Origin of the sequence: Halomonas icarae, from assembly GCF_009901955.1 — a bacterium.
GTDB classification, from domain to species: domain Bacteria; phylum Pseudomonadota; class Gammaproteobacteria; order Pseudomonadales; family Halomonadaceae; genus Halomonas; species Halomonas icarae.
Genome location: NZ_WUTS01000001.1, coordinates 2,020,527 through 2,045,263, shown reverse-complemented (window position 1 = coordinate 2,045,263; position 24,737 = coordinate 2,020,527). Strand labels below are relative to the sequence as shown.

At 65.7% G+C, this 24,737-nt stretch carries 24 protein-coding genes; 15 read left to right on the top strand and 9 right to left on the bottom strand.

The annotated features are described in order from the left end of the window. The first annotated feature begins 3 nt into the window (after window positions 1–3). The 3 genes from GRB80_RS09395 to GRB80_RS09385 all read left to right on the top strand — a co-directional run bounded on the left by GRB80_RS09395 (window position 4) and on the right by GRB80_RS09385 (window position 3,123). Entirely contained in the window at window positions 4–780 is a 777-nt protein-coding gene (locus GRB80_RS09395; protein WP_161423395.1) for an L-iditol 2-dehydrogenase, read from the top strand. A 169-nt stretch (window positions 781–949) separates the two neighbouring features. After that, a complete protein-coding gene (locus GRB80_RS09390; protein WP_161423394.1) occupies window positions 950–1,582 on the top strand; it encodes a nucleoside triphosphate hydrolase in 633 nt (210 codons plus the stop codon). 68 nt (window positions 1,583–1,650) lie between these two features. Then, on the top strand, window positions 1,651–3,123 hold the full coding sequence (locus GRB80_RS09385; protein WP_161423393.1) for a mannitol dehydrogenase family protein: 1,473 nt from the start codon (window positions 1,651–1,653) through the stop codon (window positions 3,121–3,123). Window positions 3,124–3,205: 82 nt separating this feature from the next. Here the strand turns inward: GRB80_RS09385 and GRB80_RS09380 are convergent, their stop codons facing one another. From GRB80_RS09380 to GRB80_RS09355, 5 genes are all read right to left on the bottom strand, one after another. Beyond that, on the bottom strand, window positions 3,206–4,162 hold the full coding sequence (locus GRB80_RS09380) for a carbohydrate kinase family protein (RefSeq protein ID WP_161423392.1): 957 nt from the start codon (window positions 4,160–4,162) through the stop codon (window positions 3,206–3,208). 43 nt (window positions 4,163–4,205) lie between these two features. After that, entirely contained in the window at window positions 4,206–5,204 is a 999-nt protein-coding gene (locus GRB80_RS09375) for an aldose epimerase family protein (protein ID WP_202597195.1), read from the bottom strand. Between the two features lie 21 nt (window positions 5,205–5,225). Continuing rightward, window positions 5,226–6,191 (bottom strand): glucokinase, encoded by a 966-nt coding sequence (gene glk / locus GRB80_RS09365; RefSeq protein ID WP_202597194.1) that lies wholly within the window; start codon window positions 6,189–6,191, stop codon window positions 5,226–5,228. 11 nt (window positions 6,192–6,202) lie between these two features. Continuing rightward, window positions 6,203–8,089, bottom strand: a complete 1,887-nt coding sequence (edd, locus tag GRB80_RS09360; RefSeq protein ID WP_161423391.1) for a phosphogluconate dehydratase — start codon at window positions 8,087–8,089, stop codon at window positions 6,203–6,205. A gap of 162 nt (window positions 8,090–8,251) precedes the next feature. Continuing rightward, a complete protein-coding gene (locus GRB80_RS09355; RefSeq protein WP_161423390.1) occupies window positions 8,252–9,649 on the bottom strand; it encodes a coniferyl aldehyde dehydrogenase in 1,398 nt (465 codons plus the stop codon). A gap of 116 nt (window positions 9,650–9,765) precedes the next feature. On the opposite strand from GRB80_RS09355, the gene GRB80_RS09350 reads away from it, so the two are divergent. The 12 genes from GRB80_RS09350 to lpxL all read left to right on the top strand — a co-directional run bounded on the left by GRB80_RS09350 (window position 9,766) and on the right by lpxL (window position 20,621). Further along, complete coding sequence (locus tag GRB80_RS09350) at window positions 9,766–10,929, top strand: GNAT family N-acetyltransferase (RefSeq protein ID WP_161423389.1); 1,164 nt, start codon at window positions 9,766–9,768, stop codon at window positions 10,927–10,929. A 46-nt stretch (window positions 10,930–10,975) separates the two neighbouring features. Then, window positions 10,976–11,311 (top strand): cell division protein FtsB, encoded by a 336-nt coding sequence (gene ftsB, locus GRB80_RS09345; protein ID WP_132043042.1) that lies wholly within the window; start codon window positions 10,976–10,978, stop codon window positions 11,309–11,311. Next, window positions 11,308–12,042, top strand: a complete 735-nt coding sequence (gene ispD / locus GRB80_RS09340) for a 2-C-methyl-D-erythritol 4-phosphate cytidylyltransferase (RefSeq protein WP_161423388.1) — start codon at window positions 11,308–11,310, stop codon at window positions 12,040–12,042. The genes ftsB and ispD overlap by 4 nt, the downstream gene beginning before the upstream one ends. After that, window positions 12,042–12,563, top strand: a complete 522-nt coding sequence (gene ispF / locus GRB80_RS09335) for a 2-C-methyl-D-erythritol 2,4-cyclodiphosphate synthase (RefSeq protein ID WP_161423387.1) — start codon at window positions 12,042–12,044, stop codon at window positions 12,561–12,563. The genes ispD and ispF overlap by 1 nt, the downstream gene beginning before the upstream one ends. Next, window positions 12,556–13,632, top strand: a complete 1,077-nt coding sequence (gene truD, locus GRB80_RS09330) for a tRNA pseudouridine(13) synthase TruD (protein ID WP_309663505.1) — start codon at window positions 12,556–12,558, stop codon at window positions 13,630–13,632. Before ispF ends, truD begins: the two co-directional genes overlap by 8 nt. A 26-nt stretch (window positions 13,633–13,658) precedes the next feature. Next, entirely contained in the window at window positions 13,659–14,405 is a 747-nt protein-coding gene (gene surE, locus GRB80_RS09325; RefSeq protein WP_161424297.1) for a 5'/3'-nucleotidase SurE, read from the top strand. Then, window positions 14,392–15,072: a protein-L-isoaspartate(D-aspartate) O-methyltransferase gene (locus GRB80_RS09320; protein WP_161423385.1), complete on the top strand. Its 681-nt coding sequence runs from the start codon at window positions 14,392–14,394 to the stop codon at window positions 15,070–15,072. The genes surE and GRB80_RS09320 overlap by 14 nt, the downstream gene beginning before the upstream one ends. A 52-nt stretch (window positions 15,073–15,124) precedes the next feature. Continuing rightward, entirely contained in the window at window positions 15,125–16,168 is a 1,044-nt protein-coding gene (locus tag GRB80_RS09315) for a DUF368 domain-containing protein (protein ID WP_161424296.1), read from the top strand. Further along, window positions 16,168–17,334 carry a peptidoglycan DD-metalloendopeptidase family protein gene (locus GRB80_RS09310; protein WP_161423384.1) on the top strand — a complete coding sequence of 389 codons (1,167 nt, stop codon included), beginning with the start codon at window positions 16,168–16,170 and terminating at the stop codon, window positions 17,332–17,334. Before GRB80_RS09315 ends, GRB80_RS09310 begins: the two co-directional genes overlap by 1 nt. A 113-nt stretch (window positions 17,335–17,447) precedes the next feature. Continuing rightward, window positions 17,448–18,425 carry an RNA polymerase sigma factor RpoS gene (rpoS, locus tag GRB80_RS09305; RefSeq protein WP_132043136.1) on the top strand — a complete coding sequence of 326 codons (978 nt, stop codon included), beginning with the start codon at window positions 17,448–17,450 and terminating at the stop codon, window positions 18,423–18,425. Between the two features lie 154 nt (window positions 18,426–18,579). Next, entirely contained in the window at window positions 18,580–19,683 is a 1,104-nt protein-coding gene (gene alr, locus GRB80_RS09300; RefSeq protein WP_161423383.1) for an alanine racemase, read from the top strand. A gap of 20 nt (window positions 19,684–19,703) precedes the next feature. Then, window positions 19,704–20,621: an LpxL/LpxP family Kdo(2)-lipid IV(A) lauroyl/palmitoleoyl acyltransferase gene (lpxL, locus tag GRB80_RS09295; RefSeq protein WP_161423382.1), complete on the top strand. Its 918-nt coding sequence runs from the start codon at window positions 19,704–19,706 to the stop codon at window positions 20,619–20,621. Here the strand turns inward: lpxL and GRB80_RS09290 are convergent. The 4 genes from GRB80_RS09290 to GRB80_RS09275 form a co-directional block, all read right to left on the bottom strand. After that, complete coding sequence (locus GRB80_RS09290; protein ID WP_161423381.1) at window positions 20,615–21,970, bottom strand: DUF2254 domain-containing protein; 1,356 nt, start codon at window positions 21,968–21,970, stop codon at window positions 20,615–20,617. The two genes, lpxL and GRB80_RS09290, sit on opposite strands and share 7 nt — an antisense overlap. 119 nt (window positions 21,971–22,089) lie before the next feature. Then, window positions 22,090–23,751, bottom strand: a complete 1,662-nt coding sequence (gene ettA / locus GRB80_RS09285; protein WP_161423380.1) for an energy-dependent translational throttle protein EttA — start codon at window positions 23,749–23,751, stop codon at window positions 22,090–22,092. Between the two features lie 90 nt (window positions 23,752–23,841). Next, window positions 23,842–24,045: a PA3496 family putative envelope integrity protein gene (locus GRB80_RS09280; protein WP_161423379.1), complete on the bottom strand. Its 204-nt coding sequence runs from the start codon at window positions 24,043–24,045 to the stop codon at window positions 23,842–23,844. 197 nt (window positions 24,046–24,242) lie between these two features. Beyond that, window positions 24,243–24,677, bottom strand: a complete 435-nt coding sequence (locus tag GRB80_RS09275) for a PAS domain-containing protein (protein WP_132043064.1) — start codon at window positions 24,675–24,677, stop codon at window positions 24,243–24,245. Window positions 24,678–24,737 lie beyond the last annotated feature (60 nt).

The window sequence follows — 24,737 nt, the reverse complement described above, 5'->3', positions numbered from 1 at the left end:
CGCGTGAAACTCAAGGATAAAGTAGCTGTGGTCACCGGTGGTGCACGGGGTATCGGCCTGGCCATCGCCGAACGTTATCAGGCCGAAGGCGCCAGGGTGGTGGTGGCCGATATCGACATCAACGCCATCGACGAAGCGGTGGAGCGTCTCGCGGGTGGCGAAGGTGTCATGGGCATCCACCTCGACGTCTGTGACCGCACCTCCATCGCCGCGATGGTTGAGGAGACCCTCCGCCATTTCGGCGGTATCGATATTCTGGTCAACAACGCCGCGGTGTTCGACATGGCACCGGTGCTCGAGGTGACCGAGGTGAGCTACCACAAGCAGTTCGACGTCAACGTCAAGGGCGCCTTCTTCACCCTGCAGGCGGTGGCCCAGGCGATGGTCGAGCGTGGCCGGGGCGGCAAGATCATCAACATGGCCTCCCAGGCGGGGCGTCGCGGCGAGCCGCTGGTCAGCATGTACTGCGCCACCAAGGCCGCCGTGATCAGCCTGACCCAGTCATGCGGCCTGGCACTGATCGAGCACGACATCAACGTCAACGGCATCGCCCCGGGCGTGGTCGACACCCCGATGTGGGCTGAGGTCGATGCGCTGTTCGCTCGCTACGAGGGACGCCCGCTCGGCGAGAAGAAGCGCCTGGTCGGCGAGGCGGTACCCTATGGCCGCATGGGCCGTCCAGAGGACCATGCCGGGGCCGCCGTTTTCCTCGCCAGCGACGACAGCGACTATGTGGTGGCACAGACGCTGAATGTCGATGGTGGCAACTGGATGAGCTGAAAAATGCCTGCGTAGGCGAATCGCTGCGTTGCGCGGAGCACGAGCGCCGGCTCGGTCGGAGTCCCTCACCTATACCCCATATGCTCGGGCTCCTGCGCGCCGTGCGCCTTGCGCTTCATCCCGGGACGCCGAGTCCGCTCGGTGATTTTTTGACCACGCGGGTACAAACATGAATCCAACTATCCATCAGGTGGTGGGGCGGCTGCTCGAGGCGGCGGGGGAGAACCGGCGCTTCATCGTCGCTCTGGCGGGGCCGCCCGCCGCGGGCAAGTCCTTTCTCTCGGGCTGGCTGTGCCGCGAGCTCAACGCCCGCCAGCCTGGCTGCGCCGCGGTGGTGCCCATGGATGGCTACCACTTCGACAATGCCGTGCTCGAGCCCCGGGGCCTGGTGCCCATCAAAGGCGCACCGGAGACCTTCGACTGTGACGGACTCAGGCACGATCTGATGCGCATCCGCCGTGCCGACTGCACGGTCGCCGTGCCGGTGTTCGACCGCCCGCTGGATCTGGCACGGGCCGGCGGGCGGTTGATCACCCCCGAGCATCGGCTGGTGATCGTCGAGGGCAACTATCTGCTGCTCGATGAGGGACCCTGGCCGGCGCTGCGGCCATTGTTCGACATGACGCTCTTTCTCGAGGTACCCGACGAGCTTCTCGAGGCGCGCTTGATCCAGCGCTGGCGGGAGATGGGGCAGGACCCGGCCGGTGCCCTCGAGCGGACGCGTCACAAGGACATGCTCAATGCTTGCCTGATCAAGACGGCCTCGGTGCCCGCCGACCTGCACTGGGCCGCCAGCGATTGAGCATCGTCGACCTCGCTTCCTCCATTTTCCCTATCCGACACGACCGCCGCGGCGGCAGGAGACTCCTTATGACCCGACTCACCAGCGCCAATCTGGAACGGCTGGCCCCCACGGTCGCCATACCGTGTTACGACCGTGGCGCCGTCAGCGCCGGCATCGTCCATATCGGAGTGGGTGGCTTCCATCGTGCTCACCAGGCGATGTATGTGGATGACCTGATGAATCGTGGTGAGGCGCTGGACTGGGGCATCGTCGGTGTCGGTGTGATGCCCGGCGATCGTCGCATGCAGCAGGCCCTGGCGGCCCAGGATCATCTCTATAGCGTGGTGGTGAAGCATCCCGATGGTCATCGGGAGGCCCGGGTCGTGGGTGCCATGCTGGATTATCTGTTCGCCCCGGAAGACCCCGAGGCGGTGATCGAGCGGATGGCCGATCCGGCGATCCGCATCGTCTCGCTGACCGTCACCGAAGGCGGCTACAACTTTCACCCGGTTAGCGGCGAGTTCGACCTCGACAACCCCGACGTGCAGCATGACCTGGCCGAGCCGAGCAGGTCCAGGACCTCCTTCGGCCTGGTGATCGAGGCCCTGCGGCGCCGTCGTGAGCGCGGCCTCGCGCCCTTCACGGTGATGTCCTGCGACAATATCCAGGGCAATGGCGAGGTGGCACGCAGGATGTTCACCGCCTTCGCTCGCGCCCGTGAGGCTGAGCTCGGCGCCTGGATCGAGGCCGAGGTGCCGTTCCCCAACTCGATGGTCGATCGCATCACGCCGGTGACCACGCCCGCGGACATCGATGAGCTCGGCAGTCGCTTCGGTGTCGAGGATGCCTGGCCGGTGGTCTGTGAGCCCTTCACCCAGTGGGTGCTGGAGGATCACTTCGTCGCCGGGCGTCCGGTCTTCGAGCAGGCCGGAGTGCAGCTGGTCGAGGATGTCGTCCCCTATGAGCTGATGAAGCTGCGTCTGCTCAATGCCGGTCACCAGGCACTGGCCTACTTCGGCTATCTGGCCGGCTATCACTATGCCCACGAGGCGAGCGCCGACCCGCTGTTCGTCGACTTCCTGCTGGGCTACATGACCCTCGAGGCGACCCCCACCCTGGAGGCGCTGCCGGGTGTCGATCTGGTTGCCTACCGCCTTACCCTGATCACCCGCTTCGCCAATCCCGAAGTCCGGGATACCCTGGCCCGGCTGTGTGCCGAGAGCTCCGATCGCATCCCCAAGTGGCTGGTGCCGGTGATTCGCCAGCAGCTCGCGACGGGGGGGGATATTCATCGCTGTGCGGCAGTGGTCGCCAGCTGGGCGCGCTATGCCGAGGGAGTCGATGAGCAGGGGGAGAGCATCGAGGTGGTGGACCGCCGGAAGGATGAACTGATGGCCATAGCGGCCCGCAACCACGAGCAGCCCACCGCCTTTATCGAGAACCGCGAGCTGTTCGGTGACCTGGCCGAGAATGAGCGGTTCCGCAGGGCCTATGTGGAGGCGTTGCAGAGCCTCCATGCGCGAGGCGCACGGGCGACCCTGGAATCGCTGGTCGGATAGCGCTGATAACAGGAAGTACCGATCGGCCGACGCCCGATGATGGCTTCCATCATCGGGCGTCGTGGTGTCGGCAAGTGGTCAATCAGGCCGGTGAGAGATCGGCCTGGGTGGGCAGGGCGACATAGCTGCCCGGGCGGGTGACGGCATGGGCACCGCAGCGGCAGGCGAACGCCAGTGCGGCTTCCAGGCGTTCCGCGTCGCGATGCCAACCCTCCTCGAAGCCACCTTCGGCGAGGGCGGCCAGCAGCCCACCGATAAAGGCATCGCCACCCGCCGTCGTATCCACCGGCACGACGGTCGGTGGAGTGACCGACAGTGACACTCCCGCGCCAAGGGCGCGCACGCTTCCACCGCCATCGGTGACCACGATCAATCTGACGCCGGCGGCCAGGCGCTCGGCCAGCCAGCTCTCCTCCGGATGGTCGCCACGCAGATCGTCGACCTCCTCCCGGGAGAGCTTGAGCAGGTCGGCGGCGTCGAGCAGTCGGGTGACCAGGGCGCCGTCGGCTCTGCCACGGGGCCAGAGGTTGTGGCGCAGGTTGGCGTCCACGCTGACCAGACAGCCGGCCCGCGATGCCATCTCGGCCATGGCCAGCGTGGTCTCGGCGATCTCCGGTTCGGTCAGGCTATTGCTGCAGAGGTGCAGAATGGCGGGCTCGTCGAAGACCCCGGCAGGCAGGTCCGGCAGGCGATAGAGCAGATCGGCCGCGGGGGGGCGGTAGAAGTCGAAGGTGCGCTCGCCGCTCGCATCCCGGGAGACGAAGGCCAGCGCCGTGCGCGCTTCGCGGGTGCGCCGCACCCCGGAGAGTTCGACGCCCTGAGCGGCGAGTTCGGCGGCCAGGAAGTCGCCGAAGTGATCGTCGCCGAGCATGCCAAGGAAACGGCTGGGCACCCCCAACCGTGCGCAGGCCACGGCGACGTTGGCCGGAGCGCCGCCGGCGTAGGGGGTGAAGGTCTCCGTGGTCCCATCGGCAGTGTCCCCCAGACGGCTGGAGAGCATGTCGACGAGGGCTTCACCGAAGGCGATAACGGGCAGCATGGTCGTTGATCCTTGTCGTTGATTCTTGTTGGTGGGGCGGTGGTCAGGCGTCTTCTGCCCGGGACAGGGTGGTACCCAGCAGATGCTGGGCGCCGGGCACCAGCCACACCGGGTCGAGACGGGTGTTGGCGGCCTCCACGCAGAGGAAGTGGCGACCCACCTCGGCCGGTGTATCGGCGGGCAGAGCGTCATCGCCGGGGTGCCAGACCACCGCCGAGTCGCTGCCCTGGCGAGCGATGCGCAGGCGCCGGTTGCCATCGTCGAGGGTGAGCTCGGCATTGCTGTGGTAGATGCGGTCCAGCGCGCCACGCACGCCGAGTTCGCCCTGCTGCTCCCGCTCGGCGAAGCCGGCCAGCTTGTCGAGATAGCGGGCGCCGGGGAGGCCTTCCAGGCGGCACCCAAAGGCGTCGGTTACCGCCAGATAGGTGTGCAGCGCACCGCTCATCTTCACCGGCGTCTCGCCGGTGTGTTCGGTGATGAGCTCCACATGAAGGCGGTTGGCGTTGGCCTGAATCACCGCTCGCGGAGTGAGCTGACTATGCAGGCGTGACTCGGGGGAGAGGTGAAGCTCCACGCCCTCTTCATGTTCGTCCACCGCGTCGAGGCGCCACGCCGCCTTGCGCGCCGGCCCATGCAGCGGGCCGGAGCGGTCCGCACTCTCATCGGCCGTGTGCTCGTCGGCAAACCAGGGCCAGCAGAGCGGGATACCGCCGCGGATGGCCCCGGGCGGGTCCTGGGGCGTGGGCGTCACCCATAGCCAGCTGCCGGCCGCCATACCTTCGGGTGCCTCCGCAGCGTCGGTTGGAAGAGCGCCAGCGGCTTGCGCGGCTTCGGGCGCGTTAGGAAGAGCGCCAGCGGCTCGCGCGGTTTTGGGCGCGATAGAGAGCGGCGACGGGCAATAGTGAAGCACTTGAGCCCCCTGCAGCGAGACGACAAGCTCGCCCCAGGTTTCGTTGGCCAGCCATATATCGCGGCCATGCCATTCGGCACGACGCTGGCCGTCGGTATCATCGAGCAGGGTTCGCAGACTTGCGGGAATCATCGTTTGACCTCTTCCGTCGAGCTATTCGACTTCTTCATTGTGCAGTGCCTCGGCGGCGCCCAGCAGGCCCGGCCATGGCGCCGTGACGACATGGATCGGGATCGCGGCATTGTAGGCATGCATGCGCCCCTTGTCGGCGAAGGCCTCGCGGAAGCGACTTTCGGGCAGCCAGTCGAGCAGCCGTGGCAGGATGCCACCGCATAGCGTGACACCGCCGCGGGCGCCCAGGGTGAGTGCCGCATCGCCGCAGACATCGCCGAGGATCTTCAGGAATCGCAGCAGGGTATCACGGGCGATGGGGTCCTCGTCGGCGGCCGCTGTCACCTGGGCCGGCGTGGAGAACGCGGGCGTGGCGCTCTCCAGTGAGCAGTGGGCGAGGTAGAGGTCGAGCAGCCCCTGGCCACAGAGAACGCGCTCCACCGAGACGCGCCCGTAACGGTGATGGAAGTGGTGAAGCAGCTGTCGTTCCCGCTCATCGGTGGGGGCGAAGGTAATGTGGCCTCCCTCACCCGGCAGCGGGATCCAGGCGTGGCGTCCGGGGAAGAGGGTGGCCACACCGAGGCCGGTGCCGGGGCCGATGACCAGCCGGGCGGCGTGGGGAGTCGCCTGGCCGGACTGGATCTCGACCAGCTCCTCCTCGGCCACATGGGGTACTCCCAGGGCCTGGGCGGTGAAGTCGTTGATCGCCTTGAAGAGGGTGAGCCCGAGCTCGGCCTGGACCGCGGCGCGCGAGAAGACCCAGTGGTTGTTGGTCATCTTGATGCGGTCGTCATGCACCGGGCAGGCGAAGGCCAGGCACGCCTCTCGCGGTGCCTGTGTGCCGGTGGCGCCCACGCGGGCAAGGTAGTCCTGCACCGCTTCCACCAGGCCGGGGTAATCGGCGCAGGGCAGGCTGAGGATATCGTGAGGGGCGACTCCCCCGGGGGTGACCAGCGCGAAACGTGCGTTGGTCCCACCGATGTCACCGATCAGGGCCGGTCGTATCATTGCAGAGATCCTCAGGCGTCCTCATCGTGGATCTGTCCGGCCTGGCGGGCCAGGTCGTCGGCCTCGAAGCCGCCGAAGACCCCGGCTCCCTCCTCGCCGCGCATGGCGAGGTGGCGGAAGCCGGCAAACAGCTCGCGGCCCAGCCCCACATGGTAGTGGTCCAGTGCGGCGACGCGCTGCTCGCGATCGGCCCAGACATGGGCCTCGACCCTGGTCTCGAGAGTGCCGGCATTGGCGTCGAGACGCACGATATCGCCGTCGCGCAGCTTCGACAGGGGACCGCCGTCCAGCGCCTCGGGGCTGATATGGATGGCCGCCGGCACCTTGCCGGAGGCGCCGGACATGCGTCCGTCGGTAACCAGCGCCACCTTGTGGCCACGGTCCTGAAGCACGCCGAGATAGGGCGTCAGCTTGTGCAGCTCGGGCATGCCATTGGCCTTGGGGCCCTGGAAGCGCACCACGGCGATGACGTCACGGTCGAGCTCGCCGGCCTCGAAGGCGGCCTTGAGCTCGTTCTGGTCCTCGAAGATCTTCACCGGCGCTTCCACCACACGGTGCTCCTCGGCGACCGCCGAGACCTTGATCACGCCGCGCCCCAGATTGCCGTCGATCACGGTGAGTCCACCGGTGGCGGCGAAGGGCTCTGCCACGCCGCGCAGCACGTCGCGATCGAGGCTCGCTGCCGGCCCCTCGCGCCAGACCAGCTTGCCCTCCTCGAGGAAGGGTTCCTGGGTGTAGGTGGTGAGATCGGTACCGAACACCGTGGGGATGTCCCCGTGGATCAGGCCGGCCGTGAGCAGTTCGCGGAACAGGAAGCTCATGCCGCCGGCGGCCTGGAAGTGATTGATGTCGGCCTGGCCGTTGGGGTAGACCTGCATCAGGCTCGGGGTCACCGCGGAGAGGTCGGTAAAGTCCTCCCAGGTGAGAGTCAGGCCGGCGGCGGCGGCCATGGCCACGAGGTGCAGGGTGTGATTGGTGGAGCCGCCGGAGGCGAGCAGACCGACGATGGCATTGACGATGGCGCGCTCGTCGATCTGCCTGTAGAAGGGGCGGTAGTCGCCGCCGGCTTCAGTGTTGCGGATCGCCTGCTCGGTGGCGAAGCGCGTCAGCGCCTCGCGCATCTCGGTACCGGGGTTGACGAAGGAGGTGCCGGGCAGATGCAGCCCCATCATTTCCATCATCAGCTGGTTGGAGTTGGCGGTGCCGTAGAAGGTACAGGTGCCGGGGCTGTGGTAGGAGGCGGACTCGGCCTCCAGCAGCTCCTCGCGGCTCGCCTTGCCCTCGGCAAACAGCTGGCGAATGCGTGCCTTCTCCTTGTTTGGCAGGCCGCTGGGCATGGGGCCCGCGGGGATGAACATGGCCGGCAGGTGGCCGAAGCGTGCCGCGGCGATAAACAGTCCCGGCACGATCTTGTCGCAGACTCCGAGGTAGAGCGCGGCGTCGAACATGTTGTGGGAGAGGCCCACGGCGGTGGCCATGGCGATCACGTCGCGGGAGAACAGCGACAGCTCCATACCCGGCTGGCCCTGGGTGACGCCGTCACACATGGCGGGTACGCCCCCGGCGAACTGGGCGGTGCTGCCCATGGCGCGCGCCGCGGCCTTGATGGTCTCGGGGAAGGTCTCCAGCGGCTGGTGAGCCGAGAGCATGTCGTTGTAGGCCGAGATGATGCCCAGATTGGCACTGTTCATCAGTTTCAGGGCGTTCTTGTCTTCGACCCCGCAGGCGGCGAAGCCGTGAGCCAGGTTGCCGCAGGAGAGCTCTCCGCGGTGCACGCCACGCCGGTGCTGGTCGGCCATGCGTGCCTCGTAGAGGGCGCGTCGCTCGGCGGAGCGCTGGCGAATACGGTCGGTGACGTCGGCGACGGTGGCGTTGAGGGTCGGGTTGGAGTTGGCCATGGTGCACCTCGGTAGTGACTGTTTGGTAAGTTTACCAAATCAATGATCGGTACTCTGGGGCATGCTAGCGAATATTTCGCGTGAAATGTAGTTTTATTACCTTGTGTCGTTGAATGCCCTTGGAAGCCGTTGCATGTCGTGGCGCGGCTTGACGCTGGGGCATCAAAGCCCCAACAGACGCAACAGCCAGCGCCGGTAGGGGGGATTGAGCCGGCCTACCAGGCTGCGGGGCGACTGGGTGAAGACGGCGCGCGCATGACTGAAGCGCTGGAAGCCCGCCTCGCCGTGATAGGCGCCGCTGCCGCTCTCGCCGACGCCGCCGAAGGGCAGTGCCGGCACGGCGTTGTGCCACAGGGTGTCATTGAACACCACCCCACCGGAATGGGTCTCTTCGAGCAGGCGTCGGCGCAGGGCGGGGTCCTCGGTAAAGGCGTAGAGCGCCAGCGGGCGTGGCTGGCTCTTGATACGTGAGATGGCGGCCTCCATGTCACGCACCCCGAGCACCGGTAGCCAGGGGCCGAAGATCTCCTCCTGCATAAGGGTGAGGCCGTCACTCGGGTCGACGATCAGCGTGGGGGGCAATTTGACTCCACCGTCGGGCAGCTCGAGCCTTTCCCCCAGGTCGATCACCCGGCAGCCATGGTCGCGGGCCTCTTCGAGCATCGCCTCGAGGCGCTGACGGTGTGCCTCGTTTGGCACCGCGCTGTAGTCATGGCTGGCGGTACCCCGAGGGTAGAAGCGTGTTATCTGGCGCTGCATCGCCTTTAGAAATGCCTCGAGTCGCGAGGCCTCCACCAGCACGTGATCGGGGGCGATGCAGGTGCGGCCGGCGTTCAGCCACTTGCCGAAGGCGATGCGCTCGGCGGCCTTCTCCAGGTCGGCGTCGGCGGCCACCAGCGCCGGCGTCTTGCCGCCCAGCTCCAGGGTGACCGGCGTCAGGTTGGTTGCCGCGGCACGCGCCACCTCTCGGCCGATGGTGGCACTGCCGGTAAACAGCAGGTGATCGAAGGGGAGAGCAGCGAAGGCCCTGGCCAGATCGGCATCGCCCTCTGCCACGCAGAGCTCCTCGGGAGCGAAGTAACGAGCCGCCAGGCGTGACATCAGTGCCGAAGTGGCAGGGCTGTGCTCGCTGGGCTTGATCATTACCCGGTTGCCGGCGGCCAGGGCATCGATGGCGGGTAGCCAGGCAAGGTTCCAGGGGTAGTTGGATGGGGCAATGATGCCGACCACACCGAGCGGCTGATAGTGAACCCTAGCCCGAGCCGGCAATAGCCTCCAGCCCACCGGCTGGCGCTCGGAGCGCATCCAGCGACGCAGTCGGCGTCGGGTGAAGCTGGCCGACTGAAGGACGGTGGCTACCTCGGTCAGGCGTGTCTCCATGGCGGCGCGGTGGCCGAAGTCAGTGCTGATCGCGGCGGCGATCTCGTCGCGATGGCGGCGGGTCAGGGTGGCCAGGCGTTTCAGCCGGTCGCGACGGGTGGCGAGACTCGGGAAGGGCGCTTCCTCGAAGGCACGCCGCTGGCTGTCGAGGAGGGCCTGGAGATCACTGGCATCGCTCATGCTGGAATCCTGTTCGTGGTGATGGAAGGTTGATGGGGGGCTGTGCACAATGGTGGCGCCATCTCACCGCCAGGGCCAGGGAGGGAGGTGCAACGAACCGTGAAAGGAGTGATCGCATGACAATGCTGAAGCGCCAACCCCTGCCCTCCATGGAGGCGGTGTCCGCCAGCGTCTGGAACGCCCTGGTCGGTGATGATCACCCCTTTCTGCGCCATGAGTTCCTGCATGCCCTGGAAGCCAGCGGCTCGGCGTGTCCGGCCACCGGGTGGGTGCCGCGCCACCAGACCCTGTGGCAGGGCGAAGCGTTGGTCGGCCTCATGCCGCTCTATCACAAGCATCACTCCTTCGGTGAATACGTCTTCGACTGGGCCTGGGCCGATGCCTGGGAGCGCGCCGGTGGGCGCTACTACCCCAAGGCGCTGACGGCGATTCCCTATACCCCGGCACCCGGTCCGCGCCTGGCGCTGGCGCCGGGTGTTGATCCACGCGAGGCACGTGAGACCCTGGCCAGTGCCTGGGAGGAGGGCGAGCTATCCGGCTGGCACCTGCTGTTCGCCGAGGAGGCGGAGGTGGCCGAGTGGCAGCAGGCTCGGCCGGGGCTGCTGGCGCGGCACGGTGTACAGTTCCAGTGGCAGGATCGTGGCTATGGCGACTTCGAGGGTTTCCTGGCCACCCTGACCTCCAAGCGGCGCAAGGCGATTCGCCGTGAACGGCGGATCGTCGCCGACCAGGCGCTGAGCCTGCATCGTCTGGAGGGCGAGGCGATCGACGCCGCGGCCCTCGAGCACTTCTATCGCTGCTATGAGATCACCTATCTGGAGCGTGGTCGCCATGGCTACCTCAACCTCGACTTCTTTCGGCGCTTGCGTGCCACCATGCCCGAGAACCTGTTGCTGGTGCAGGCGCGTCGCGACGATCGCCCCGTGGCGGCGGCGCTCTACCTGCAGGGTGCACGCACTCTCTTTGGCCGTTACTGGGGCAGCGAAGTGAGCGCCGACTGCCTGCACTTCGAGGCCTGCTACTACCAGGGTATCGAGCACTGTCTGGCTCGTGGCCTGACGCGCTTCGACCCCGGTACCCAGGGCGAGCACAAGCTCACCCGGGGATTCGAGCCGCGGCTGCTGACCTCGCTTCACCATATCGCCGATCCACGCTTGCGTGATGCCGTGGCGCGTTTCTGTGCCGAGGAGCGCGAACATGTGCTGGCCTATCGGCGCGCCGCCGAGTCGGCACTGCCGTTTCGCGATGAGGCGAAGATTGACTCTGCCGGCGAGCAATGAAAATGGCATAATGCGCGGCATCGTATCGAGGTGACGGGAAGGCATCATGCTCAAGGGGTTGGCGCTGACGCTGACGATCCTGCTGGCGCTGCTGCAGTATCGACTGTGGCTCGGCCAGGGAGGCGTCATGGAGTTGCGTGAGGTTCGCCAGCGAGTGGCGTCGCTGGAGGCGGCCAACCAGCCGCTGCGCGACCGCAATGCGCGCCTGGCCGCCGAGGTGCTCGACCTCAAGACCGGCCTCGATGCCATCGAGGAGCGGGCACGCAGCGATATCGGCATGGTGCGCACCGACGAGCAGTTCTTCTGGGTGCCCGATGTGGCGGTGGAGGTGGAGCCGGTGGTCAATCCGCTGCCCGCCACCCGCCTGGAGGCGAGCCGATGAGTGCGTCACCCTGGCTGGTGGTGCCTGCGGCGGGGCAGGGACGGCGCATGGGGACCGACCGTCCCAAGCAGTACCTGACCCTCGATGCCCGCCCGGTGATGGCCCACACCCTGACCCGGCTGCATGCCGCCTTCCCAGGGGCTCGACTCTGCCTCTGTCTGGACCCCGACGACGCCTGGTTCGACCCTGACTGGGTACCCTTCGCCGACTGGCGGCGCGTGGCGGGAGGCGCCGAGCGTGCGGACAGCGTGGCCAACGCCCTGGGGGCCATCGCCGGTGAGGCGCGTGATGATGACCTGGTGCTGGTCCATGATGTGGCGCGTCCCTGTGTCGACGTCGAGGACCTGCGGCGGCTGCTGCAGGTGCTTGCCGATGATGCGGTGGGCGGGCTGCTGGCTGCCCCCGTGGCGGATACCATGAAACGCGATGATGGCGCCGGCCGGGTCGCCCTTACCGAGCCCCGTGCGGGCCTCTGGCACGCCCTGACCCCTCAGGGCTTTCGCTACGGCCTGCTGAATCAGGCGCTTCGCCAGGCCACGGCGTCCGGCGTCACGGTCACCGACGAGGCCTCCGCGGTGGAAGCCCTGGGTCATGCGCCTCGGCTGGTGCCCGGGCGTCGCGACAACCTCAAGATCACCCATCCCGAGGACCTGGCCCTGGCCGGCATGATCCTGGCCGCCCAGGCCTCGGTGCACAGCGAGACGACGCCGGAGGGCGTTGCGGAGAGATGATGCGAATCGGCCATGGTTTCGATGTCCACCGCTTCGGCGAGGGCGACCACCTGATGATCGGCGGCGTCGCCGTCCCCTTCGAGCGCGGCTTCGTCGCGCACTCCGATGGCGATGTGCTGCTGCATGCCGTCAGCGATGCCCTGTTGGGCGCCTGTGCCCTGGGCGATATCGGCCGCCACTTCCCCGATACCGATCCGGCCTGGAAGGGCGCCGACAGTCGCGACCTGTTGCGTCGCGTGGTGGCCCTGGTGCACCAGGCCGGCTATCGGGTCGGTAACCTCGATGCCACGCTGATGGCTCAGGCGCCGAAGATGGCCCCTCACGTCGAGGCCATGGCGACCAATGTCGCCGCCGACCTGGGCGTCGAGCGCAGCGCCGTCAACGTCAAGGCCACCACCACCGAACGGCTGGGCTTTACTGGCCGCGGCGAGGGCATCGCCGCCGAGGCGGTGGCGTTGCTTCTGCCGGTCTCGTCGGGCGTTGACAATGAGGCCACGGCGAGCGAGGGCGCCGGTGAGTAATTCGCCTTCACGCCATCCGCTCGACGCCCTCGACTGGCCTCCGACCTGGCCGCGGGTGCTCGATGCCGAGTTCGGGCCGCCCCCGGAGGGGGACTATCGAGCCCGCCCCGAGGACTTCCTGGTCGAGGAGACGCTCGACTTCGACCCCGGGGGGGAGGGCGAGCATCTCTGGCTCTATATCGAGAAGCGTGATCTGACCACCGCCATGGCAGTGAAGGAGCTCGCCAGGCTATGCGAGGCCTCGCCGCGGGCGGTGGGCTACTCGGGGATGAAGGACCGGGTCGCCGTGACCCGCCAGTGGTTGTCGGTGCAGCTGCCGGGACGCGAGGCGCAGGCGGGATTGCGGGAGGACCTGGCCGAGCGTGGCATAAGGGTGCTTGAGATGGCACGCCATCCGCGCAAGCTCAAGCGTGGTGTGCATCGCACCAACCGCTTCCGGTTGCGCCTGACGGGCCCGGCGGTGGCCGACGAGGGCCTCGTTCATCGCTGGGAACGTCTGCTCGAGCGTGGGGTGCCCAACTATTTCGGCCCCCAGCGCTTCGGCCCGGATGGTCGTAACCTGCTGCGTGCGCGCTCGCTGCTGGCCCGCGGCTGGCGCAAGCGCGACGACCGCGATGGCATGCTGCTCTCGTCGACACGCAGCTTCCTGTTCAATGAGCTGCTCGCCGAGCGCATCCGCGAGGGCAGCTGGGGTCGTCTGTTGCCGGGTGAGGTGGCCAATCTCGATGGCAGCGCCAGCCAGTTCGCCGTCGAGGCACCGGATGCCGAGCTCGAGGCCCGGGCGGCGCGCCTCGATCTGCATCCTAGTGGTGTGCTGTGGGGTGTGGGTGGCTCGCTGGCGAGTGGCGAGGCGCGGCGCCGTGAGGACCAGCTGGTTCAGCGCTTCCCGGGGCTATGCGCGGGGCTCGAGGCGGCCGGCGTACGCCTGGGGCGCCGCCCGCTGCGCCTGCGTCTGGCCGAGACACGCCTGGAGCGTGGTGACGGTGAGCTGTGGCTGACCTTTACACTGCCCCGCGGTGCCTTTGCCACCGCGGTACTCAGAGAACTGATCGCGCACCCGATCCTGTGACGGAGGCGCCCATGCAAGGATTCGAGATGCGTCGACTGCTGCTCTCCAACGACGACGGTGTTCACGCCCCGGGGCTGCGCGCCCTGCACGATGCCCTGGCCTCCCATGCCAGGCTGCGGGTGGTGGCGCCGGACCGCGACAAGAGTGGGGCCAGCAACTCGCTGACCCTGTCCCGGCCGCTGTCACTGACGGCCATGGAAAACGGTTTCTACAGCGTCGACGGCACGCCGGCGGACTGTGTCTACCTGGGTGTCAACGGTGTTTGGAACGAGAAGCCCGATCTGGTGATCTCGGGCATCAACCATGGCGGCAACCTGGGGGATGACGTGCTCTACTCGGGCACCGTGGCCGCCGCCATGGAGGGGCGCAACCTGGGCATGGCGGCCATCGCCATGTCGCTGGTGGGCCATCGCCACTTCGACACCGCCGGCCGGGTGGCGGCAAGCCTGGTGGGGGCCGTCGAGCAGCTCTCGCTGCCGCCGCGCAGCCTGCTCAATGTCAACGTGCCCGACCTGCCCTGGGACGAGATCCGCGGCTTTCGGGTTACCCGCCTGGGCTATCGTGGCCCCGCGGGGTCTCCCCAGGAGGTGCGTGACCCACGTGGCAAGGTGCGCTGGTGGATCGCTCCGCTGAGCAGGAATGCCGACGATGGCGCCGACACCGATTTCGCTGCCGTGGAGGCGGGCTTCGTCTCCATCACCCCGTTGCAGACCGACCTGACTCGGCATGCGGCCATTGCGGACGTAAAAGGCTGGCTGGATGCACTCACCTGAACGTCTGGCCGAGCTGGTGCGTGGTGTGGGCATGACCTCCCAGCGTACCCGCGACCGCATGCTGGAGCGCCTGGCCGCCCAGGGCATCCGTGACACTCGGGTGCTGGAAACCATGGGTCGTGAGCCACGCCATCTGTTTCTCGATGAGGCGCTCTCCCATCGCGCCTACGAGGACACCTCCTTGCCGATCGGCTACGGCCAGACCCTCTCCCAGCCGTGGATGGTGGCGCGCATGACCGAGCTGGTACTACAGGCATCGCCGCAACGCGTGCTGGAGGTCGGCACCGGATCCGGTTATCAGACGCTGATACTTTCGCGACTGGTGCCGGAACTCTGGTCCATCGAGCGAATCAATGCCCTGCAGCGACGTGCCGCCGAGCGGCTGCGCCTGCTGGGGGCGAAGAACACCCACCTGCGCCTGGCCGACGGCGGCCATGGTTGGGAAGAGGCCGCGCCCTTCGATGTGATCCTGTTGACCGCCTGTGCCAGCGAGCTGCCGCCGGCACTGCTCGGCCAGCTCACCGAGGGTGGCGTGCTGATTGCCCCACTGTCCGACGCTCGGGGGTGCCAATGGCTGACCCGTATCCAGCGCCAGGACGACCAGTTCGAGAAGCAGCGGCTGGAGTCGGTGCGCTTCGTGCCGCTGCTCGAAGGCGTCATTCGTTGAAAGGAGTCCGCTGTTGAAGCGATATCTCGCCACTCTCTTGAAGGGCGCCGGCATGGGCGCCGCCGACGCGGTTCCTGGCGTGTCCGGCGGCACCATCGCCTTTATCACCGGGATCTACGAGGAGTTGATCCATACCATCAAGCAGTTCGGCCCCAGTGCCCTCGGGGCGTGGCGGCGTGGCGGGGTGGCTGGCCTGGTGGCCCATCTCAATCTGCCCTTCCTGTTGCCGTTGCTGCTGGGGATCGCCGTCAGCCTGATCAGCGTCGCCCACCTGGCGGTGTGGTTGCTCGAGGACCACCCGCTGCTGCTCAACGGCTTCTTCTTTGGTCTGGTGCTGGCATCGGCGTTGGTGGTCAGCCGTCATCCGGCCGACTGGCGCTGGTGGCATATCCTGCCACTGATAGGCGGTCTGCTGATGGCCAACGGACTGCCCTCGCTGATGCCGCTGATCAGCGAGCTGGGCAGCCAGGAGGTGATGCTGCTGGCAGGAGGCGCCATCGCCATCAGCGCCATGATCCTGCCCGGGGTTTCCGGCAGCTTCCTGCTGCTGACCATGGGCCTCTATGGCACCGTGATGGATGGCATCCGTGGCTTTGACATGGAATTGATCGGACTCTTCGGGATGGGCTGTGCGGTGGGTCTGTTTGCCTTTTCGCGGCTGCTCTCCTGGCTTCTCGATCGCTACCACACCGCGACCCTGCAGCTGCTGGTAGGCTTTATTGTCGGCTCACTGCCGCTACTCTGGCCATGGCGGGAGCTGGTACGCTACCAGCTGGGTCCGGATGGGCAGATGATTCCGCTGGATTATCGCTACCTGACACCGGGCGATTACGCCCTGCTCACCGGCGATGCCCCTCAGCTGGTGGCGGTGGTGGCGCTGATGCTAGCGGGGGCAGTCGCCGTTCTGCTGCTGGATCGCTCGGGGCGACGCAGTGCGGCAGTGCGAGACAATGGCTCATCTGCGACAGGCATTCAGGAAACCAGTGCTCGAGGGACTGGCTCTCAACAGGCAAGCTCTCGAGAAGCCAGCTCTCACTCTCAAGAGACCAGCTCTAAAGAGACCAGCTCTAAAGACCAACAAGGAGGAAGGCTCTGATGCGTAATGTATTGATGATTTCGGGGCTGGCCCTGGCGCTGGTCGGTTGTGCCAACCAGCAGGGCGCCCCGAACCAGGTGCCGGTGCGAGATCTCTCGGCCAGTCGCGCCGAAACGGCGGTCAGCCACTACACCGTGGAACGGGGGGATACCCTCTATGGCATCGCCTGGCGCCACAACATGGACTACCGCGACCTGGCACGTCTCAACCGTATTGGCCCTCCCTACGCGATTCAGCCAGGCCAGCGACTGGTCCTCGATGGCGAGGCGGCCGCTGGACAGCCGTCGGCGCCGCAGGCCGACGACATGAGCAACAGTGCCGTGGCGGTGGCCACCCCCCTCGGCGGTGCCCAGGCCGACGACAGTTCCGGTGATATGGAGTGGCTGCTGCCGAGTGGCGAGACCGAAACGGTGTCACGCCGCGACCGGTCGGGTGCTGCACCCGGCGACTCCGAGGGCGTCCAGGCATCGTCATCCAGCGGAGAAAATGATGGCGGGCCGGGGCCGGTCTATTCGCCGGATAGCCCAGGGGCCGACGGCAGCCTGAGTGAGCGGGACCTGGCCGAGCGCAGCGAGCGGAATGCCGCTAGTGACAGGTCGCAGGGCGCCCCTGCGACCGACGAGGCGAACGAGTCTCAGGCAGTGGCCGACACCGAAACCCGGGAAGAGCCAGCCAGGGAAGAGCCGGCCAGCGAGCCATCCAGAGAAGAGGCTACTGGAGCCGATGCCGGTACCGCCGTTGCCGGTGGCACCCAGGCCCGGGAGCGCGGCTCACGTACCTATACCCCGGTCGCCGAGGTGCCCTGGCAGTGGCCCGTGAGCGGTGATGTGGTCGGCCAGTTCGGCGATGGCGGTGCGATTACCGCCGGCATTGATATCGCCGGACAAAAGGGGCAACCTGTCAAGGCGGCTGGGCCCGGCATCGTGGTCTACGCGGGCAGCGGCGTCAGGGGCTATGGCAAGCTGATCCTGCTCAAGCACAACGACCAGTTTCTCAGCGCCTATGCCCACAACGAGACGTTGAAGGTAAGCGAGAATGATGTGGTCGAGGCAGGCGAGGTGATTGCCACCATGGGGGACAGTGATGCCGAGAGTGTCAGGCTTCACTTCGAGGTGCGCAAGGATGGTCAGCCCCAGAACCCCCTGGACTACCTGCCCTCACGTTGATGCCGCCGCCCGGTGAGGGAGTCTCGCCGGGGGGTTCACACAATAATAATCGGTTTCGCCGATGCTCCAGGGTTCGGCGACAGGACGCTAGCACGGGGTAGCCATCGATGAGCATGCTTGAACGGGACCTTCAGGACGTAGATCTGGACACGCTCGAGGAGAAGGAGCAGGAGATCGTCGATGCCATCGACGAGCCAGGAGCTGACGATGAGGTAGCCTTCGAGAAGGCACTGACCCGCGAGGATCGCTACAGCCATCAGAGCCTTGATGCCACTCAGATCTATCTCAACGAGATCGGCTTCTCGCCGCTGCTGACTCCCGAGGAGGAGGTATTCTACGGTCGCCTCGCCCAGAAGGGCGACCCCATGGGTCGCTCACGCATGATCGAGTCCAACCTGCGGCTGGTGGTGAAGATTGCCAGGCGCTATCTCAATCGTGGTCTCTCGTTGCTCGATCTGATCGAGGAGGGCAACCTCGGTTTGATTCGCGCCGTGGAGAAGTTCGACCCCGAGCGAGGCTTTCGCTTCTCCACCTATGCCACCTGGTGGATTCGTCAGACCATCGAGCGGGCGCTGATGAATCAGACACGCACCATTCGGCTGCCTATCCACGTGGTCAAGGAGCTCAATATCTACCTGCGTGCGGCTCGCGAGCTTACCCAGAAGCTCGATCATGAGGCCACCGCGGAGGAGATCGCCGAGTATCTCGACAAGCCAGTGGAAGCCGTCAAGAAGATGATGGGTCTCAACGAGCGCATCTCGTCGGTGGATTATCCCGTGGGAGGGGATAGCGACAAGCCGTTGATCGAGACGCTTGCCGATGACAGCGATGATGGTCCCGAGTCGAGTCTGCTCGATGGTGATGTCAAGCAGCTTGTGGATGAGTGGCTCTCCGCGCTCAGCGAAAAGCAGCGCGAAGTCGTGGTGCGTCGCTTCGGTCTGCGTGGCCATGAGGCGGCCACCCTTGAGCAGGTAGGGGAGGAGATCGGTCTGACCCGTGAACGTGTCAGACAGATTCAGGTTGAGGCACTGAAGAAGCTGCGCCGAGTTCTCGAGAAACAGGGTCTGAGCCTGGACGCTATCTTTGCCTGACATTCTCAGACAGCAAAAAACACTTATTTTTCTTGATAATTAAGCATGTTGTTGCGATAAGCCACCACTAATATGGTGGCTTTTTGCGTGATTTTGGGGTTGTTTCCGATGATAATTCCATGCTGGACCATTACCCATCGTTCAGGAGTTTGCCATGGCCCGGCCGCTGATCGCCGAGATCGACCTCGACGCCCTGCGCCATAACTATCGTCTCGCCTGTGAGTGCTCGCCCCTCAGTCGCAGCGTCGCCGTGATCAAGGCCGATGCCTACGGGCATGGTGCGGTTGCCTGTGCACGAGCCCTGGAGGACATTGCGCCCGCCTTTGCGGTGGCCTGCATCGAAGAGGCGGTGGCACTGCGCGAGGCGGGTATCACTGCACCCATCGTACTGCTCGAGGGCATCTTCAGCGTAGATGAACTGCCCCAGGTGGATGCGCTTGGGCTGTGGATGGCGGTGCACAGTGACTGGCAGGTTGACGCGTTGCTGGGGCAGCGACTCTCGCGACCGGTGCCGGTGTGGCTAAAGGTGGACTCCGGCATGCACCGTCTGGGTTTCTCGCCCGAACGCGCGGAAACGGTGTGGCAGCGTCTGGCAGCGGCGCCGGAGCAGGCCTGTGACCTCCACCTGATGAGCCACTTCGCGACCGCGGATCTGGTCGATGGCAGCTATTTCAAGCGTCAACTGGCCCAGCTCGAGTCCCTGTCAGAACGCCTGGGGGCGCCGCTGTGTCTGGCCAACTCGCCGGCGACCCTGGCGCACCCCGAGGCCCATGGTGCCTGGAATCGCCCGGGGGTGATGCTCTATGGCAGCGACCCCCTCGAGATGCCCAACGCCTTGACCTCCCAGCTGTTGCCGGTGATGACCCTGCGTTCGGCGATCATCGCCGTACGTGAGCTTCCTGCCGGTGAGCCGGTAGGGTACGGCGGGCGCTGGGTCACCCCCCGGCCCTCACGCATCGGCGTGGTGGCGGCGGGATACGGTGATGGCTATGATCGCCATGCCGTGGACGGCACCCCGGTGCTGGTCGCGGGCCAGCGCACCGTCATTGCCGGCAAGGTCTCCATGGATATGCTCACCGTGGATATCACCGATATTCCCGAGGCGGATATCGGCAGCGAGGTCGTGCTGTGGGGTCGGTCCGCCAACGGCGAGGTGCTGTCGGTGGATGAGGTGGCTCGCCACTGCGATACCATCAGCTACACCCTGCTGACCGGGGTGCTGCCCAGGGTGCCGAGGCGGTATCATGGAGCGTCTTGAAAGCCCGACAGGAACCGAACATGTCCAGGGACGTTCCCGACCGCCCCAACTTCGCTCACCCTCGTTACTGGCCGGTCTGGCTGGCCATCGCCGCCATGCATATCGCGGCCTGGCTTCCCTGGCGCTTCAAGCTGTGGGCCGGCAAGCTGATCGGACTGGCCGCTCAACGCCTCGCCGGGCGCCGCCGGCATATCACCGAGACCAATCTCAGGCTCTGCTTCCCTGAGCTCAGTGATGAGGCGCAGCGCCGCCTGGTCAGAGAGACCTTTATCGCCAATGGCATCGGTCTCATGGAGACCGCAACGGGCTGGTGTCGTGACCCCGAGCACCTGCGTCACCGGGTCGTCTTCAAGGGCCAGGAGCATCGTGCCCGGCTGGAGGCGGAAGGGAGGGGGGCGTTGATCCTAGGGGTGCACTTCTCGACCCTCGACCTGGGTGCCGCCCTGCATTCGCTCTATTTTCGGGCCGACGCCGTGCAACGTCCCCATGACAATCCGCTCTTCGCCCGCTTCATGGGGCGTGCCCGAGCCCCCTACTTCGATGCGGTAATCGACCGCCACGACCTGCGCGGCGTGGTGCGTCGCATCAAGTCGGGGCATGCGGTCTGGTACTCGCCTGACCAGGACTTTGGCCGGAATGTCAGCGTCTTTGCGCCCTTCTTCGGTATTCAGGCGGCCACGGTGAAGATGACGGCGCGTATTGCTCGCATGACCGGTGCGCCGGTGATACCGCTGGTCTTTCACCGCAACGCGGACAATCGCACCTATACCCTCGAGTACCTGCCGCCACTCAGAGACTTTCCCAGCGATGATGAAGTGGCAGATGCCACCCGCATCAACGCCGTGATCGAGGCGGCGATCCGCCAGCACCCCGAACAGTATCTGTGGCTGCATCGGCGCTTCAAGACGCGGCCGGAAGGAGAGTCCTCTCCCTACTGATCCAACCGTTCAGGGGGAAAGCGGGGCAGAGTATCCGGCAGCGAGAGGCGATGGGAGCCGCGATTCAATTGATCCGAGACGAAGCGCCGATCCAGGGGGTGATCTGCCGTCTGGGCGAGCGCTTCCACCACGCGATCGGCATGGGCCTGGAGTGTCTTGATATCCTTGTTATCGGCGAACTGAGAGAGGGTCTTCAGTGATCTCAGCAGCTCCAGGCCGATGCTCAGGTCTGCTCCGCCGTAGGTCAGGATGGGCTGGAAGAGCCGAAAAACCAGGCTGTCGAACTCCTCTACCCGCCAGGTCACTCGGCAGACGCCGTCCTGGTCGAAGAGCGCGTCACAGGGTCGCCACTCCAGGCGTCGGCGCAGCAGGTCGGTGAGGCGATGCAGGCACAGCCGGGCAGTGCCGGGGTCGTTGATCCCCGGTGACAGTGCCTTGAGGGCCACCTCCATCAGCTGCGTCATGCCGAACACGTAGTGCTCGCCGATCGACTCCCCCTCCATATAGGTCAGCGTGGCGCGCACCTCATCGCACCAGCCCGAATCGGGCGCTTCCGGGGCTTCCAGCGAGAGGATCGGCATGCCCGCCACCACGTAGTCGCCGAAGTGGAAATGCAGGTGCAGGGTGCCCTCGGCACGCTCCGCCAGGGTTGCCAGGGTAGTGAGGTCGGCATTCAGCAGATACCCCGCCTGCCGGGCATTTACAGGGTGATAGGGGTGATCGGAGGTGGTGGGGGGGATGCAGGTAGAGAGGGTTCGCCACTCCTCGCCATTCTGGCAGGACTGCAGGGATTGCATCGAGCTGAGGGTAGTCCGGTGCAGGTCGGCCGCCACGGCGTCGACCTGTATCGACTGGGAGGCGTTGTGGATGAAGTAGACGAACAGGGCGAGACAGTGAATGACCATGAGGCAGGCGAGGTAGACCGCCAGCGTCCGCCAGGTCGCGATGCCCTCGGTGACATCCGGGGTCATCAGCAGCACCAGGGCAAAGAGGATGGTGCCCAGATAGTGACCCAGGACTCTCTGATGATGCCGCTCCGATATCAGGCCAAATACCAGCTTATGGGAGAATTGACCGCCGGCCTGGGAGAGTACCGACATCACCATCGAGAAGCTGAATACCATCAACGAGATCATGCCGCCAAGCAGGGCGGCGAGCAGCGAGCGGGTGCTTTCCGGTGGCTCGATCAGCTTGACCAGCAGGGAGGGAAGTTGCTCGTCGGAGATCGGCAGAAAGAGTGACACATAGGCCAACACCGCATAGGCCAGCGCCAGCAGAGAGGGCAGGTAGGCAATACTCTGCCGAAAGGTCTTGAACAGATGAATGGGCCAGTACAGCAAGACGCGCATGATAGAGTCCTCGCGATGATTGACTCCCTTATGGCCTGTCGCGTGGCAGGGAGCAACCCCACACAACGAAAACGCCCCCTGCCTGTCGGGCGAGGGGGCGATAGTGCGGTCTTGAGACGTCAGGCGTCGATGCGCTTGTACTTCATGCGATGCGGGGTGTCATCGCCGACACGCTTCTTGTGATCTGCCTCATACTCGGTGTAGTTGCCCTCGAAGAACTCCACATGCGAGTCGCCCTCGAATGCCAGGATATGAGTGGCGATCCGGTCGAGGAACCAGCGATCGTGAGAGATCACCAGGGCGCAGCCGGGGAAGGCCAGCAGGGCCTCCTCGAGGGCGCGCAGGGTCTCGATATCCAGGTCGTTGGAAGGCTCGTCCAGCAGCAGCACGTTGGCCCCCTGCTTGAGGGTCTGGGCCAGCTGCAGACGACCCCGCTCACCGCCGGAGAGCTCGTTGAGCCGCTTCTGCTGATCGTTGCCCTTGAAGTTGAAGCGACCCACATAGGCCCGTGAGGAGACCTCATAGCCGTTGATGTTGAGCATGTCCTGGCCGTCGGAGACGGCTTCCCACACGGTCTGCTTGTCATCCAGGGCGTCACGCAGCTGTTCGACATAGGCGATATCGACGGTCTCGCCGACCACCACCTCGCCGGTGTCGGGCTGCTCCTTGCCGGTGATCAGCTTGAACAGCGTCGACTTGCCCGCGCCGTTGCCGCCGACGATACCGACGATGGCACCGGGCGGAATGGTGAAGTCCAGGTCCTCGTAGAGCAGCTTGTTGTCGAAGGCCTTGGAGACGCCGTGGAACTCGATGACCTTGTCGCCGAGCCGCGGGCCGGGCGGAATATAGATCTCGTTGGTCTCGTTGCGCTTCTGGAAGTCGCCGGACTGCATCTCCTCGAAACGATTGAGGCGCGCCTTGCTCTTGGCCTGGCGACCCTTGGCGTTGCTGCGCACCCACTCAAGCTCATGCTTGATGGCCTTGTTCCGCGAGGCCTCCTGCTTGGCTTCCTGCTCGAGGCGCTTCTCCTTGGCTTCGAGCCATCCCGAGTAGTTGCCCTCGAAGGGGATGCCCTGACCGCGGTCGAGCTCGAGGATCCAGCCGGCCACGTTGTCGAGGAAGTAGCGGTCGTGGGTGATCGCGACCACGGTGCCGTTGTAGTCATGCAGGAAGCGCTCGAGCCAGGCCACGGACTCGGCGTCCAGGTGGTTGGTGGGCTCGTCGAGCAGCAACATGTCGGGGCTTGAGAGCAGCAGGCGGCACAGCGCCACGCGGCGCCGCTCACCCCCCGAGAGATTGCCGACGCGGGCATCCCAGGGCGGCAGGCGCAGGGCCTCGGCGGCCACCTCCAGCTTGCGGTCCAGGTTATGAGCGTCCGAGGCCTCGATGATATTTTCCAGACGAGCCTGTTCGCTGGCCAGGGCATCGAAGTCGGCATCCGGCTCGGCATAGGCGGCGTAGACGGCGTCGAGTTTCTCCTGGGCATCCTTGATCTCGCCCAGCGCCTCTTCCACGGTCTCGCGAACGTTCTTGTCGTCGTCGAGCTGGGGCTCCTGGGGCAGGTAGCCGACGTTGATGCCCGGCATGGGGCGCGCTTCGCCCTCGAATTCGGTGTCGACGCCTGCCATGATGCGCAGCAGGGTCGACTTGCCGGCGCCGTTGAGGCCCAGTACGCCGATCTTCGCGCCCGGGAAGAAGGAGAGAGAGATATCCTTGAGGATCTGCTTCTTGGGGGGCACGATCTTGCCCACCCGGTTCATGGTGTAGACGTATTGCGCCATGGAGTTCCACTTGGTTGGAGGGTTGGCTGACCCACGGATGATAGTGCCCGCAACGGGTAAAGGCCAGCCACTGGAGCGTGCGGTCGGGGCCTACTCCTCTTCGTCGATCGCCCAGTCATCCTCGATGGCACGCCGCAGGCGCCGCTCCTCGAGCAGTGACTCCACGCGGCGCCGGGCGCGCAGGGTGTCGGCGCGACTGGAGGCGCGGGGCGGAGCGTAGTCGTCATCGTTCATTGCATCAGCGGATTCCCGATCAGTGTCAACATCGGAATCGAGAAGGTGTTCACGGCGCATGTGGCGTTCCTCCCATGGCCAGTGGTCGACCCGTGCCGACCGATCACATATCGCTTCTCTTCCCCGTGCATCCGTGGAATCCGAAGCGCCCAGGCAACTCGGTCACAACACTCGGTCACAACATGGCTGCCTGGGCGCTATATAGTGCTAAAAATCGAGAAGTGCAAGCCCTTTGGGTGCGATATCGTTCAGGGTGGTCAATCCAGGCCGTGCTCGGCCTTGACGCGCTCCAGTTCCTGCTGGGCCTCGACTCGCTCGGTAACGTCCTTCTGCACGCCGATGTAATAGGTAAGGTTGTCGTCCTCGTCGTGGACCGGCGTGATCGAGAGTTCATTCCAGAACAGGGTGCCGTCCTTGCGATAGTTGCGCAGTATCGTTCGGCAGGGGCGCCCCTCGGCCAGCGCCTTGCGAATGGTGACAAGCCCCTCCTGGTCACGATCATCGTTCTGCAGGAACCGACAGTCCTGATAGAGGATCTCGTCGGCACTGTAGCCGGTCAGACGCTCGAAGCCCTGGTTGACATAGATCAGGATAGTCTCGTCGCCCTCCTGTTCGGCAACCACGATACCATCATCGGAGGCGTCGACGATGCGCTCGAGCAGATCCGGGCTGATCAGTGGAGATCGTTTCATGTTAAGCATTCCATTATGGGGCTGTTACCGGCGCTGATCCTGTCCTGGCCACTGGGCTGA

Coding starts and splice junctions, on each gene's coding strand:
- glk (WP_202597194.1), bottom strand. CDS start 6,191: ATGATACGACCGGCCCTGATCGGTGACATCGGTGGGACCAACGCACGT.
- GRB80_RS09280 (WP_161423379.1), bottom strand. CDS start 24,045: ATGCGCCGTGAACACCTTCTCGATTCCGATGTTGACACTGATCGGGAA.
- ispD (WP_161423388.1), top strand. CDS start 11,308: ATGAGTGCGTCACCCTGGCTGGTGGTGCCTGCGGCGGGGCAGGGACGG.
- rpoS (WP_132043136.1), top strand. CDS start 17,448: ATGCTTGAACGGGACCTTCAGGACGTAGATCTGGACACGCTCGAGGAG.
- GRB80_RS09275 (WP_132043064.1), bottom strand. CDS start 24,677: ATGAAACGATCTCCACTGATCAGCCCGGATCTGCTCGAGCGCATCGTC.
- GRB80_RS09315 (WP_161424296.1), top strand. CDS start 15,125: ATGGGCGCCGCCGACGCGGTTCCTGGCGTGTCCGGCGGCACCATCGCC.
- GRB80_RS09320 (WP_161423385.1), top strand. CDS start 14,392: ATGCACTCACCTGAACGTCTGGCCGAGCTGGTGCGTGGTGTGGGCATG.
- ftsB (WP_132043042.1), top strand. CDS start 10,976: ATGCTCAAGGGGTTGGCGCTGACGCTGACGATCCTGCTGGCGCTGCTG.
- GRB80_RS09380 (WP_161423392.1), bottom strand. CDS start 4,162: ATGCTGCCCGTTATCGCCTTCGGTGAAGCCCTCGTCGACATGCTCTCC.
- GRB80_RS09355 (WP_161423390.1), bottom strand. CDS start 9,649: ATGAGCGATGCCAGTGATCTCCAGGCCCTCCTCGACAGCCAGCGGCGT.
- lpxL (WP_161423382.1), top strand. CDS start 19,704: ATGTCCAGGGACGTTCCCGACCGCCCCAACTTCGCTCACCCTCGTTAC.
- alr (WP_161423383.1), top strand. CDS start 18,580: ATGGCCCGGCCGCTGATCGCCGAGATCGACCTCGACGCCCTGCGCCAT.
- surE (WP_161424297.1), top strand. CDS start 13,659: ATGCGTCGACTGCTGCTCTCCAACGACGACGGTGTTCACGCCCCGGGG.
- GRB80_RS09375 (WP_202597195.1), bottom strand. CDS start 5,204: ATGATTCCCGCAAGTCTGCGAACCCTGCTCGATGATACCGACGGCCAG.
- GRB80_RS09390 (WP_161423394.1), top strand. CDS start 950: ATGAATCCAACTATCCATCAGGTGGTGGGGCGGCTGCTCGAGGCGGCG.
- GRB80_RS09290 (WP_161423381.1), bottom strand. CDS start 21,970: ATGCGCGTCTTGCTGTACTGGCCCATTCATCTGTTCAAGACCTTTCGG.
- GRB80_RS09310 (WP_161423384.1), top strand. CDS start 16,168: ATGCGTAATGTATTGATGATTTCGGGGCTGGCCCTGGCGCTGGTCGGT.
- edd (WP_161423391.1), bottom strand. CDS start 8,089: ATGGCCAACTCCAACCCGACCCTCAACGCCACCGTCGCCGACGTCACC.
- GRB80_RS09385 (WP_161423393.1), top strand. CDS start 1,651: ATGACCCGACTCACCAGCGCCAATCTGGAACGGCTGGCCCCCACGGTC.
- GRB80_RS09350 (WP_161423389.1), top strand. CDS start 9,766: ATGACAATGCTGAAGCGCCAACCCCTGCCCTCCATGGAGGCGGTGTCC.
- ettA (WP_161423380.1), bottom strand. CDS start 23,751: ATGGCGCAATACGTCTACACCATGAACCGGGTGGGCAAGATCGTGCCC.
- ispF (WP_161423387.1), top strand. CDS start 12,042: ATGCGAATCGGCCATGGTTTCGATGTCCACCGCTTCGGCGAGGGCGAC.